The 13,062-nt window shown below is 71.9% G+C and carries 10 protein-coding genes; 4 read left to right on the top strand and 6 right to left on the bottom strand.

Translation table 11 applies throughout. The annotated features are described in order from the left end of the window. Positions 1 to 182 precede the first annotated feature (182 nt). Positions 183 to 2,027 (bottom strand): acyl-CoA dehydrogenase, encoded by a 1,845-nt coding sequence (locus tag ACWD38_RS11250; protein WP_184484128.1) that lies wholly within the window; start codon positions 2,025 to 2,027, stop codon positions 183 to 185. A gap of 323 nt (positions 2,028 to 2,350) precedes the next feature. Here ACWD38_RS11250 and ACWD38_RS11245 point away from each other — a divergent pair, with 323 nt between their 5' ends. Further along, a complete protein-coding gene (locus ACWD38_RS11245) occupies positions 2,351 to 2,890 on the top strand; it encodes an OmpA family protein (RefSeq protein WP_184484126.1) in 540 nt (179 codons plus the stop codon). Between the two features lie 82 nt (positions 2,891 to 2,972). Here ACWD38_RS11245 and ACWD38_RS11240 read toward each other — a convergent pair whose 3' ends face one another. From ACWD38_RS11240 to ACWD38_RS11225, 4 genes are all read right to left on the bottom strand, one after another. Further along, positions 2,973 to 3,305, bottom strand: coding sequence for a YnfA family protein (locus ACWD38_RS11240; RefSeq protein ID WP_184484124.1), 333 nt, complete (start codon positions 3,303 to 3,305; stop codon positions 2,973 to 2,975). Between the two features lie 48 nt (positions 3,306 to 3,353). Continuing rightward, complete coding sequence (locus ACWD38_RS11235) at positions 3,354 to 4,037, bottom strand: SDR family oxidoreductase (RefSeq protein WP_450124011.1); 684 nt, start codon at positions 4,035 to 4,037, stop codon at positions 3,354 to 3,356. A 370-nt stretch (positions 4,038 to 4,407) separates the two neighbouring features. Then, on the bottom strand, positions 4,408 to 6,465 hold the full coding sequence (locus tag ACWD38_RS11230) for a PhoX family protein (RefSeq protein ID WP_450124010.1): 2,058 nt from the start codon (positions 6,463 to 6,465) through the stop codon (positions 4,408 to 4,410). Between the two features lie 335 nt (positions 6,466 to 6,800). Continuing rightward, complete coding sequence (locus tag ACWD38_RS11225; RefSeq protein ID WP_184484118.1) at positions 6,801 to 8,027, bottom strand: MFS transporter; 1,227 nt, start codon at positions 8,025 to 8,027, stop codon at positions 6,801 to 6,803. Positions 8,028 to 8,276: 249 nt separating this feature from the next. Between ACWD38_RS11225 and ACWD38_RS11220 the strand changes: the two genes are divergently transcribed. After that, positions 8,277 to 8,924: an HAD family hydrolase gene (locus ACWD38_RS11220; RefSeq protein ID WP_450124009.1), complete on the top strand. Its 648-nt coding sequence runs from the start codon at positions 8,277 to 8,279 to the stop codon at positions 8,922 to 8,924. Between the two features lie 94 nt (positions 8,925 to 9,018). Continuing rightward, entirely contained in the window at positions 9,019 to 10,512 is a 1,494-nt protein-coding gene (locus ACWD38_RS11215; protein WP_450124008.1) for an alpha/beta hydrolase, read from the top strand. Between the two features lie 67 nt (positions 10,513 to 10,579). Here the strand turns inward: ACWD38_RS11215 and ACWD38_RS11210 are convergent, their stop codons facing one another. Continuing rightward, a complete protein-coding gene (locus tag ACWD38_RS11210) occupies positions 10,580 to 12,382 on the bottom strand; it encodes a HEAT repeat domain-containing protein (RefSeq protein ID WP_450124007.1) in 1,803 nt (600 codons plus the stop codon). A 189-nt stretch (positions 12,383 to 12,571) separates the two neighbouring features. Here ACWD38_RS11210 and ACWD38_RS11205 point away from each other — a divergent pair, with 189 nt between their 5' ends. Continuing rightward, a complete protein-coding gene (locus ACWD38_RS11205) occupies positions 12,572 to 13,060 on the top strand; it encodes a GNAT family N-acetyltransferase (protein ID WP_184484110.1) in 489 nt (162 codons plus the stop codon). Positions 13,061 to 13,062 lie beyond the last annotated feature (2 nt).

Below are 13,062 nucleotides of genomic sequence, written 5' to 3'. Positions count from 1 at the left end.
GAGGGGCCTTCTCACGTCCGCGGCACCGCCGCCGGAGACCGCGGGTTCGCCCGCGCGGCGGGCCGGTTCGGCCGTCGCCCCGCCGGTGGTGGAGCCGGGCGGTGCCCCCGCCCGAACGCGAACGTGGGCGCCCACTCCCTCGGAGTGAGCGCCCACGTCGGGTCAGGCCGTGCCGGTCCGGATCAGAACACCGACTCGTCCAGCTCCATGATCGCGTTGTCGGCGTTCTCCACGACCTTGCGGCGGGAGGACAGCTCCGGCAGCACGTTCTTCGCGAAGAAGCGCGCCACCGCGACCTTGCCCTGGTAGTAGGACTGGTCCTTGGCCGAGGCGCCCGCGTCCAGCGCGGCCAGCGCCACCTCGGCCTGGCGCAGCAGCAGCCAGCCGATGAGCAGGTCGCCCATGCTCATCAGGACCGTGACGGCGTGCTGGCCGACCTTGTAGATGTTGTTCACGTCCTCCTGCGCGGAGGTCAGGAAGCCGAACACGGCGCCGAGGGTGCCCTGCGCGTCCTCCAGCGCCTGCGCGACCAGCGCCCGCTCCTCCTTGAGCCGCTCGTCGGCGCCTTCGGCCTCCAGCGACTTCTGCACCTCGGCGGCGATGTGGCCGAGGGCCGCGCCGTTGTTGCGCACGATCTTGCGGAAGAAGAAGTCCTGCGCCTGGATCGCCGTGGTGCCCTCGTACAGGCTGTCGATCTTGGCGTCCCGGATGTACTGCTCGATCGGGTAGTCCTGCAGGTAGCCGGAGCCGCCGAGGGTCTGCAGCGACAGCGTCAGGTTCTCGTACGCCCGCTCCGATCCCACGCCCTTGACGATCGGCAGCAGCAGGTCGTTGACCTGCTCGGCCAGCGCGACGTCCTCGCCGGTGGCCTTGCCCTGGGCGATCTGGTCCTGGTACGTCGCGGTGTAGAGGTACACCGCGCGCAGGCCCTCCGCGTACGCCTTCTGCAGCAGCAGGATGCGGCGCACGTCGGGGTGGTTGGTGATCGTGACGCGCGGGGCGGTCTTGTCGGTGGCCCTGGTGAGGTCCGCGCCCTGCTGGCGCTCCTTGGCGTACTCCAGCGCGTTGAGGTAGCCGGTGGACAGCGTCGCGATGGCCTTGGTGCCGACCATCATCCGGGCGTACTCGATGACCTGGAACATCTGCGCGATGCCGTCGTGCACCTCGCCGAGCAGCCAGCCCTGCGCCGGGGTGCCGTGCTGGCCGAAGGTCAGCTCGCAGGTGGCGGAGGCGTTGAGGCCCATCTTGTGCTCGACGTTGGTGACGAAGGCGCCGTTGCGCTCGCCGGGGGCGCCGGTCTCCTCGTCGAAGTGGAACTTCGGCACGAGGAACAGGCTCAGGCCCTTGGTGCCGGGCTTGCTCTCCACGCCTTCGCCCTCGGGGCGGGCCAGCACCAGGTGCATGATGTTCTCGGTCATGTCCTGGTCGGCGGAGGTGATGAACCGCTTCACGCCGTCGAGGTGCCAGCTGCCGTCGGCCTGCTTGATGGCCTTGGTGCGCCCGGAGCCGACGTCGGAGCCCGCGTCCGGCTCGGTCAGCACCATCGTGGCGCCCCAGAGCCGCTCGATCATCAGGTCGGCCCAGCGCTTCTGCTGGTCGGTGCCGTTCTTGTGCATGATCCCGGCGAACTGGGGCCCGGCCATGTACATGTAGACGGCCGGGTTGGCGCCGAGGATCAGCTCGGAGGTGGCCCACTGCACGGTCGGCGGGATGCCGTAGCCGCCGAGCTCGTCGGAGAGCCCGAGCCGCCACCACTCCCCGTCCATGACCTGCTGGTAGGACTTCTTGAACGACTCGGGCAGCGTCACCGAGTGGGTCTTCGGGTCGAACTTCGCCGGGGTGCGGTCACCTTCCGCGAAGGACTCCGCGAGGGGCCCGGTGGCGAGGCTGTTGAGCTCGCTGAGCACACCGCGCACGGTGTCCTCGTCGGACTGCTCGAACGCCCCGGTGCCCAGCCGCTCTTGCACCTTGAACAACTCGAACAAGTTGAATTCGAGGTCGCGGACGTTGCTCTTGTAGTGGCCCATTTCGCAGGCTCCCTCTCCGAACTGATGATCCCGAGCCGGCCCCGCTCTCCGGACATGGCCTTACTCGTCGGTAACTCCAGCGTATTACTTAGCAGTAACTTCTGTCGAGCGGGTGGGCCCGAAACCACCTGAAACGCCGTGTGACATGCGCCGGACCGCCACGCGCACCGGCCCTGCGGGTCATCTCGCAACCGCACCGGTTTCACACGAACGAGTTGAGCCGCTGATCCCGACCTGCCCGCCAGGCGTCCGCGGCATCCAATGGGACTCGCCCACGCACCGGGTGCCGCACGCGCCCGGCGAGCTCGACTGCGGAGGTCGGCATGGACCGAACGAAAGCCCACTACGGCGTGGCCGCGGCCACGCTCGCCGTCGCGCTGCTCAGCGGCTGCTCCGGCGGCGGGAACCAAGGGCAAGGGGGCCAGGAAGGCCAAGTGCCCGCCCCGCCGCCGCCCGCCCAGGAGCAGCAGCAGGAACAGGCGCCGCCGCCTCCTCCGGGCCCCGACCCGGCCGCGGCGAAGGCCGCGCTGCAGCAGCAGATCGACCAGGCGCTGCAGCAGAGCCCGATCACCTTCCAGGCCGACAGCCCGGAGCTGACCGAGCAGGGCGAGCAGACCGCGACGAAGGCCGCGGAACTGGCCAAGAACGCGCCGCAGGAACTGAAGTTCACCGTCGAAGGCTTCGTCGCCAACACCGGCAGCCCGTCGCCGGAGGACCAGCAGCTCTCCCAGCAGCGGGCGCAGGCCGTCGCGGACAAGTTCGCGGAGGCGGGCGTGCCCGCCGAGCGGCTGGAGGTCGTCGGCAAGGGTCCCGCCGAAGGCGGGCAGGAGACCGATCGGCACGCGACGATCAGCGTGCAGTAGCGGCTCGCGGTGGCGAGAACGGGAGGGTGTCCGCGGACGCCCTCCCGTTCTCGCGTCCTGAGGCCGCTTTCGGACCGCGAGCTCAGGACCGGGGCGCGTACATGATCACGGCGACGCCGAGCAGGCAGAGGGCGGCGCCCGCCAGGTCCCAGCGGTCCGGGCGGAACCCGTCGAGCAGCATCGCCCAGCCGAGCGAGCCCGCGACGAAGACACCGCCGTACGCGGCGAGGATGCGTCCGAAGTTCGCGTCCGGCTGCAACGTGGCCACGAAGCCATAGGCGCCGAGCGCGAGCACTCCGGCGCCCATCCACAGCAGGCCCTTGTGCTCGCGCACTCCCTGCCAGACCAGCCAGGCCCCGCCGATCTCCGCCACGGCGGCCAGGGCGAACAGCACGATCGAACGCAGCACGGTCACGACGTCACGCTAGGTGCGGCGCCCCGCCCGGGCGTCGTCGGGTGCGGTTCAGGAAGGGCGCACGACGATCTCGGTGAGGTGCGCGTCGGCGGCGGCGCGCACGGCGGAGCAGACCGGCCCGGCGACCGACTCGGGACGCAGGTAGCGCTCCGGCTGGAACTCGCCGCCCTCGGAGTCGCGCACCTCGCGCTGCATGTCGGTGTTGATCCGGCCGGGGAAGACCGAGGTCACCCGCACGCCGTTGGCCGCTTCCTCGGCGCGCAGCACGTCGGCGAACGCGCGCAGCGCGAACTTGCTCGCCGCGTAGGAGCCCCAGTTCGGCTTCGCCTCCTTGCCCGCACCGGAGTTGATCAGCACCACGTGGCCGGAGTCGGCGCGCAAGGTCGGCAGCAGCAGCCGCGTCAGCTCGGTCACCGCGAACAGGTTCAGCTCGAAGGTGCGCCGCCACGAGTCCACGCCGGTGTCCGCGACCGCGCCGAGCTCGACGAGACCGGCGCTGTGCACCAGCACGTCCAGCCGGTCGATGTCGCGCACCGCCGCGGCCACCGCGTCGGCGTCGGTCAGTTCCACCGGCCACGGCCGGGCGCCGTCGATCTCCGCCGCCAACGCGCGCAGCGCCTCGCCGTCCCGGCCGCCGAGCAGCACGTCGTGGGTTTCGGAAAGGGCGCGGGCGACTGCGGCCCCGACGCCACGGGAAGCACCCGTGACCAGGGCGATCGGACGTTCAGACATGGTCTGAATCGTATCCGTCGCACGATGGCGCACGGTCGCCGGTCGTCCCACTCCGCTGGACGGTCTTGACCTCGCCCGGGTGGACGGCTAAGGCACTCCGGTGACCAGCATCGACGTCGCCGCGACCGCGTCCAGTGCGAGGCCGCGGCCCGATCGGTGCCGTTCCTGTGCCTGCCGAACCTCGGCGTGCCCGCGATGCCGGTCGCGGTCGCGACTCGGTTCCGCCGACCGGCCGTCGCAGGCGAAGCGGCTCACCGAGCAGGAACGGGAGCGGCGGAGCACGAGCACCACTGGGCGCTCGCGCCGACGGGGCTGACGAGCGCAACGAGGGCCTCCCGGATTCGGAAGGCCCCCGCGCTCGCAGGTGAGATCAGCGTCGGCCGATCTCACCGCCGTCCTGCCGCCACACCACGGCCACCGACGGCCGCGGCTGCGAATCGCCGCCGTCCGGCCAGTGCGAGGTCGGGTGCTGGGCGTCCTCGGCGTCCTCGCCGGGGTGCTGCACGTTGACCGTGATCAGGTCGTCGAGCACCACGGGACCGCAGGTCTCTGCGCCCACCGGCACGGTGAGGAACTGCTTCACCTTGCCGCGCTCCGGACCGTCGACCGGCACCGCGAACAGGCCGTCGTTGGAGCCGAGCTCGTTGCCGTCGGTCGTGATCCACAGGTTGCCGAAACGGTCGAAGGTCACGTTGTCCGGGCAGGAGATCGGGCTGACCTGGGACTTGTCGAAACCGCCGAAGTAGGTGCCCGGATCGTTCGGGTCACCGCAGACCAGCAGCAGGTTCCAGCGGAACTCGGTGCCGGTGGTGTCGTCGTCGAACTCCAGGATGTGCCCGTGCTTGTTGCCGACGCGCGGGTTGGCCTCGTCCGGTGCCGCGTTGCGCTCGGAGCCGCGGTTGGAGTTGTTCGTCAGGGCGCAGTAGATGCGGCCGTTGACCGGGTTGGGCTCGATGTCCTCCGGGCGGTCCATCTTCGTCGCGCCCAGCTCGTCGGCGGCGAGCCGGGTGAACACGTAGACCTCGTCGGCGGTGAAGCCCGGCACGAAGGACTCGGTGCCGCTGGCCAGCTTCAGCCACTCGCCGGTGCCGTCGAAGTGCCCGTCCGCGGGCAGCTTCCCGGTGCCGTCGATCTCCTCGGGCGGGCTGTTACCGCTGAACTTGGCGACGTAGAGGGTGCCGTCGTCGAGCAGCGCCGAGTTGTGCCGCCGCGCGTGCGCGCTCTTGCCGGGCTTGAAGCGCCCGTTCGAGACGTACTTGTAGATGTAGTCGAAGCGCTCGTCGTCACCGGAGTAGGCCACGACCCGGCCGTCCTCGGCGATCTTGATGGTCGCGCCCTCGTGCTTGAAGCGGCCCAGCGCGGTGTGCTTGATCGGCGTCGACTCGGGGTCGTTCGGGTCGATCTCCACGATCCAGCCGAAGCGGTGCGCCTCGTTCGGCTCCTGGGAGACGTCCCAGCGCTTGTCGAAGCGCTCCCACTTGCGGTCGGTCTCACCGGTGCCGACGGCGTAGCGCTCGTAGCGCTTCGCCGCGACCGGATCGGTGATCAGCTCGGAGTGCCCGAAGTACTGGTGGAAGTTCTCCTCGCCGGACAGGATCGTGCCCCACGGGGTGACGCCGCCCGCGCAGTTGTTCTGGGTGCCGAACACCTTGGTGCCGGTGGGGTCCGCCGAGGTCTTGAGGTGGTCGCTGCCCGCCGCGGGCCCGCGCACCTCGAACTCGGTGTTCAGGGTGATCCGCCGGTTGTACTCGCTGGGCTTCGGCACGAGCCCCTTGGCGCGGTCCTTCTCCACGTACACCACGGACAGGCCGTGCGCGGCCCACGAGATGCGGACCTGCTGCTCGGTGGGGTTGTCCTCGTCGTAGTTCGAGAACATGTGCGACTCGGTGGTGTACTCGTGGTTGACCACGAGCAGGCCCCGCCTGCCCTCGCCGTCCAGCGGGACGAGCCCGGCGAAGTCGTTGTTGTAGCCGAACTGCTTCTCCTGGGCCTCCGCGGTCTGGCCGTGGAAGTCGAACTCCGGCGCGCCCTCGACGAGCGGGTCGCCCCAGCGGATCACGATGCCCTGCTCGTAGCCCTCGGGGACCGTGACGCGGTCTTCCTTGTTCGGCGCGACCGGCGCGAAGTCGGTGCCCGGCACCACCGGTCCGCCCGCTGCCGCCGGTGGTGCGGCGGCCGCGGCGGTGCCGGACAGCGCGGCGGCGCCCCCGACGGCGAGCGCCAGCACGCCGCCCGCTTTGAGCGCGCCGCGGCGGTCGAGCACGCTCTCCACGATGTCGCCGAAGTAGCCGTTGTCCGAGGTGTTCGGCGCCTCGTGCGCGCAGGCGTTGCCGCAGCGGTACTTGCAGGTCGCCGAGGCGCGGCGCGCGGAGTGGTTCGACAGAAGTGGGAGCGGGACGACCCGCCCGCTGTCCGGTCGGGAAGGCAAACGGACCTCCAGATGTCAGTCAGGAACACCGTGACGCTATGCCGATCAGGCGAGAGTTCCTGGACAAGAAGGTGAACAGCACCCGAAATCATGACGCTAGGTCGCTCACGTTGCGCATGCAGCGGCGGTTTCGGTCGCTGGTTCGCGTGACTTGCTCACTCTGCGCCATCACCGGCACTCAGCATGATCCCGCCGAGCACCCGGTCCGCGACAGGAGTGAACGGACCGTTCGTCCAAGCGGATCGGACGAACGGACCGTTCACCCCGGTGCCGAAAAGTGAACGGACCGTTCGTCCAACGGGATTGGGCGAACGGTCCGTTCACCGGGGTTCGGGTCAGAACTCCTCGCCGACGGCGGCGGCCTCCACCGGGATGCGGTGCGGGTCCTCCCGCTTGCGCAGGTCCGCGACCAGCAGGCACGCCGAGATCACGCACAGCACCGCGGCCACCGCGAACGGGGCGTGCGGCGAACCGAACCAGTCCGCGACGTGCCCGACCAGGGTCGCCGCCACGGCCCCGCCGAACCAGCGGCAGAAGTTGTACCCGGCGCTGGCCACCGGGCGCGGCGCGTCGCTCACGCTCATCGCGGTCCCGGTGAACAAGGTGTTGAGCAGGCCGGAGGCGATACCGCTGAGGATCACCGCGACCACCACGACCGGCTTCGGCCCGATCGCCATCACCGCCAGCAGCACCGCGTAGAGCAGCACCGCGAGCACCGTGCCGCCCGCGTCGCCGAACCGGGCGGCGAGCTTCGGGGCGAGCGTCACGCCGGCGACCGCCACGCACAGGCCCCAGCCGAAGAACACCAGGCCGACGGCGATGGCGCCGAACTCCAGCACGAACGGCGCCCAGGCCAGCACCACGAAGAACGCCGCCGTGTAGAACGCCGAGCCGAGCGCCGTGCGCAGCAGGCCGCCGTGCTTGAGGGCGCGCAGCGGGTCGAGCAGCCGGACCTTCGGCCGCTTCGCCGGGTCCTTCTCGTCGGCGGGCAGGAAACCGGCCGAGAGCACCAGCGCGATGGCCATCAGCACCGCGGTGCCCGCGAACGGGCCGCGCCAGGAGATGTTGCCCAGCAGCGCGCCGAGCAGCGGGCCGGTGGACAGGCCGATGCCGAGCGCCGCCTCGTAGAGCAGGATCGCCGCCTGCTGCCCGCCGCTGGCCGCCCCGACGATCACCGACAGGGCGGTGGCGATGAAGAACGCGTTGCCCAGGCCCCACACCGCCCGCAGCGCCACGAGCTGCCCGATCGACGCGGCGAGCGCGCAGGCGACGGTGGCCAGCACGATCAGGACCAGGCCGGTCACCACGGTCCGCTTCGGGCCGAAGCGGGCGCTGAACGCGCCGGTGATGAGCATCGCGACGACCTGAACGCCCAGGTAGGACGAGAACAGCAAGGTCACCTGCTCGGGCCCGGCGTGCAGGGCTTCGGCGATGGACAACAGGATCGGGTCGACCAGCCCGATGCCCATGAAGGCGATCACCGCGGCGAACGCCGTGATCCACACCGCCTTGGGCTGGCCCTTGAAGACGTCCAGCAGCCGGACGTCGTGCGTGCCGCTCATCGGCCGCCACTCCTCGGTTCTCGGAACGGGGTGAGCCGTTCCGCGCCGCGAACCTCGCAAGGGTGAACGCCCACCGATCTATTTCGTTCGCCATGCTAACTTTCTCGGGAGGCTCCGGCCAGCCACCATGAGCAGGCCCACAACCGACACGACTCCGATCGACGCAGCGCGGGCACGCGATCGGAGCAATTCGGCGCCGCGCCGCCCGGCAGGCGCGAACACCGCACCCGAACTCCTACGATCGGCGGCGTGCCACCCGCAGCCGTGCTCTTCGACCTCGACGGCGTCCTCGTCGACTCCGAACAACTCTGGGACCGCATCCGCCGCGACGTCGTCGCAGCGCACGGCGGCCGGTGGGCCGACGGCGCCACCGAAGCCATGCAGGGCATGAGCACCCCGGAGTGGGCCCGCTACCTCGTCGACGACCTCGGCACCCGGCTCACCGCCGACGACGCCGCCAACACCGTCATCACCGAGATGGCCCGCGTCTACGCCGACGACGCCCCCGTGCTGCCCGGCGCCGTGGCGACCGTGCGCGCCGTCGCCGCGAAGTTCCCCATCGCCATCGCCAGCTCCGCGCCGCCGCGCATCATCCGCGCCTTCCTCGACAGCACCGGGCTCGACGTCGGCGCCACCCTCTCCAGCGAACAGGTCGGCGCCGGCAAACCCGCCCCCGACGTGTACCTGGAAGCGGCGCGGCTGCTCGGCACCACCGCGCCCGAATGCGCCGCCGTCGAGGACTCCAGCAACGGCCTGCGCGCCGCCACCGCCTCCGGCGCCACCGTGTTCGCCGTGCCCAACCCGCACTTCCCACCGGCCGAGGACGCCCTCGCCGGCGCGCACCGCGTCCTCGGCGACATCGCCGAGCTCCCCGCCGCGCTCGACCGGCTGGGCTGAACGGAGCAACTCCGCCCGCCGCGCTTGACCTGGACCTGAGGGCACGGCCTTGAGTTCCTCCCCGGGGAGACCAACCCGGAGATGAGGGGCGGAGATGGATCTCAGAAGGAACGCGGGCCGGAGCGCGGCCACGCTGATCGCGGTGGGTCTGGCGGGCTCGCTGCTGGCGGCCCCGAGCATGGCCGAAGGGGCGCCGCCCGGACCGACCTGGGGCCCGTGCCCCGAGGACGTCGCGGCCGGGGCCCACCCGCTGCAGTGCGCCACGGTGCCGGTACCGGTGAACTACGCGGACCCCGACGGCCCGCAGATCGACCTCATGATCTCGCGGCTGGCCAGTGAACGGCCCGACCGGCGGCGCGGCGTGATGCTGCTCAACCAAGGCGGACCGGGCGGCTCCGGGCTGTCCTTCTCGGTCGACCTCGCCAACCAGGGGCTGCCCGCATCGGTCATGGAGGGCTACGACCTGATCGGGATGGACACCAGGGGAGCGGGGCACTCCGCGCCGGTGAGCTGCGGATTCACCGACGAGCAGGCCACGTACGGCAACATCCCGCCCTACGCGGTCGACGACGCGGCGGTCACCGAACGCGCCGAGGTCGCCCGCACCATCGCCGACCAGTGCGCCCAGCACGACCAGGACGGCGTGCTGCGCAGCCTCACCACCGCGAACATGGCCCGCGACCTGGACCGCGTCCGGGCCGCGCTCGGCGAGGAGAAGGCCAGCTACTACGGGGCGTCCTACGGCACCGCGCTCGGCGCCGCCTACGCCTCGATGTTCCCGGAACGCACCGACCGCGTCGTGCTCGACAGCAACATCGGCGACACCGTCCTGGACCGCGACGGGATGCGCCGCTACGCGCTCGGCACCGAGCAGACCTTCCCCGACTTCGCGGCGTGGCTCGCCGAACGCCACGGGTCCTACGGCCTGGGCAGCACGCCGGAAGAGGTGCGCCGGACCTACTTCGCGCTCGCCGAACGCCTCGACGAGAGCCCGATGGCCGGCGTCGACGGCGGCGTGTTCCGGCTGGCCACCTTCGGCGGGCTGTTCGGTGAACCCGCCTACGGCAGGACCGCGCAGCTCTGGCAGTCGCTGCACCGGTCCGACGAAGCGGCGGTGCGCCGCCAGCTCGCCGGCACCGCCCCCGTCGCGCCGTCGGCGGCCGACAACTCGCTGTCGGTGTTCCTCTCGGTGACCTGCAACGACGTTCAATGGCCCGAGGACGTCGAGACCTACCGGCGCGGCGTCGCCGAGGACCGCGAGAAGTACCCGCTGTACGGCGCCGCCACCGCCAACGTGCTGCCCTGCGCGTTCTGGTCGCACGAACCCGCCGAACCGCCGGTGCCCGTGCTCGCCGACGGGCCGGACAACGTGCTCATCCTGCAGAACCGCCGCGACCCGGTCACCCCGCACCGCGGCGCCGAACTGCTCCGCGAGAAGTTCGGCGACCGCGCCCGGCTGGTGAGCGCGGACGAATCCGGCCACGGCACCTACATGAACAGCGGCAACGCCTGCGCCGCGGCCATCACCACCGCGTTCCTGGTCGACGGAACCCGCCCCGACCAGGACGTCTCCTGCGCTGCGAGCTGATCGCGCCCAAGTGATCGCGCCCAAGTGATCGCGGAGCCCGCCCGGCACACCCGCCGGGCGGGCTCCGCTACGCGGTGTTCAAGCGGTCCAGGCACCGCCGGGCGGCCCGCGAGACCTGCTCGTCCGGGTGCTCGGCCGCGACCACGCCCAGCACCAGATCGGCCCTGGCGTGCTCGGCGCGGACGAGCTCGTCGAGCACCGCCAGCTGATCCGGGGTCGACCGGGTCCGGAAGTCCGCGAGGAACGCGACCGCGTCCGTCTGCGCCGTCACCGCCATCGCGTCCAGCGCCACCACCAGCTCGTCACCGGGCAGCGGCGGCTCCTCCCGCTCGTCCGGCCGCACCCGCAGCCACATCCGGGCCGACGGACCGCACACCGGATCCGCGCGCAACCCGCGCACCACCGCGACGCCCTCGTCCCCGGTGTGCTCCAGCAACCACAACGCGCCCAACCGCAGCTCCGGATCGTCCACCCGGCGCAGCAGCTCCCCGAGCTCCGCCGCCGCGGCCGACCGGCCCCGCGCCGCGACCCAGCCCGACACGACCTCCTCAACCACGTCCGGCGGGCTGCCCGGCAACGCCAGCACCACCACCTCCGCGGGCAACGCCACCGCCTCCGGCACCGTCGGAGCGACGAAGCCGAACGCGCGCAGCGACCCGTGCGCCGCCCACACGCCCAGCGGCAGCAGCTCCACCACCGTGCGATCCGCCGAGCCCGGCGCGAACGCCTCGATCCGCGCCACCACCTCCGGCAGCTCGGTGCGGTAGCGACGCAGCACGCCCATCCGCTCCCACAGGTCGAGCACCCGCTCCACCACCCGCGCCACCGCGGGCCGCGCCTCGCCGCCGTCCTCGGCGAGCGCGTGCAGCACCAGGCTCACCACCTGCTCGAACGGCACCGCGTCGGGATGGGTGTAGAGGGCCGTGAGGACCGCCTGCACCAGCTCCGGGAACGCGTCCTCCCCGTCGAGCAGCCCGTCCAGCGCCGCCGACTCCCGGCCGACGACCTCGTCGAGCAGCACGAAGGACTGCCACAACCGCGTCCACAGCACCCCCGGCTCGGCCAGCAGCGCGGTGCCGATCGCCCCCGGCACCACCCGGCCGTCGATGATCCGCACGAGGTGCACGCGCTCCGCCCACGCCGCGCACAGCAGCGCGACCTCCGGGCCGCAGCCCAGCTCCGCGGCCAGCTCCACGCCCTCGCCGAGCAACCGGCCCGGACCCGCCCAGCCGTGCAGCGCCGCCATCGACCCCGCGATCGGCGACCGCGCCGCCTCCACCTCCGGCGCCGCCTCCACCGGCACGCGCATCGGCGGCAGCCAGTGCGCCGGGACCGGCAGCGGCTCCCGCTCGGCCCGCTCCTCGATCCCGCGCAGCAGCTCCCGGTCGACCGCGGCCTCGCCGTCCTCCACCTGCCGCACGAACCGCTCGAACGCGCCCTCCGCGCCGAGGTCGACGCCGTGCTCCCGCGCGCTCAACGCCCAGAACTTCTCCGGCCCCCACTCCGCGGGCTCGGCCATCGCCGCGAGGTAGGCGGGCACCGCCCGGTCGATCGCGGCGTGCAGCACCCGGACCGGATCACCGCCCGCCATCAGCAGCCCCTCGGCGTCGAGGAAGCCGACCCAGTCGTGCAGCAGTTCCGGCACCGCCGACCAGCGCGGCAGCACCAGGTGCCGGGGCACCACCTCGGTCAGGAACCGGGTCAGGTCCGCCGCGGTCCACCGCGCCAGCAGCCCGTCCCGCGCGCACTTGTCCCGCAGCAGCACGTCGACCAGGTCCGGGGCCTCGGGACGCGCGCCGAACCGGTCGGACAGCGCCGCGGCGGACGCGGCGAAGCGATCGCCGTCGCCGTGCAGGAAAACGGTGCGCATCTACTCCGCCCTTCGCCCGGAAGTCGATGCGGTCGAGGGTAGGGAGCCCGCGTTGATCACTCCGGCAGCGACCGCGTCGGCGTGTCGGACCGAGTCCCCCTGGCGCACACCTCACCGCGGTCGACGCAGGTCACAGTGGTGGCGGAAATCCGATTGTTCACCCGACCGGGCCGCACTAGCGTTCGCGGCATGCTGATCCGGGAGTTCGTCGAAGCCGACTGGGCCCAGGTGTGGCCGATCATCCGGGAGATCGCCCGCGCCCAGGACACGTTCTGCTACGACCCGGACCTCACCCCCGAGCAAGCCCGCGGGCTGTGGCTGGAAACCGCCCCCGGCCGCACCGTCGTCGCCGTCGACGACGACGGCCGCGTGCTGGGCACCGCGAAGAGCGGCCCGAACCGCCCCGGACCGGGCGCGCACATCTCCACCGCGAGCTTCATGGTCGCCGCCGACGCGCGCGGGCGGGGCGTCGGCGCCGCGCTCTGCGAGGACGCGCTGCGCTGGGCGCGCGACGAGGGCTACGCGGGAATGCAGTTCAACGCGGTCGTCGAGTCGAACCACTCCGCGATCAGGCTCTACGAACGCCTCGGCTTCACGATCATCGGCACCGTCCCCGGCGCCTTCGCCGACCCGGAGCTCGGCCGGATCGGGCTGCACGTCATGCACTGCCCGTTCTGACG

The organism is Saccharopolyspora sp. NPDC002578 (assembly GCF_053592695.1).
The sequence above is the reverse complement of the archived record's forward strand: the minus strand, read 5'-3'. Positions and strand labels throughout refer to the sequence as shown.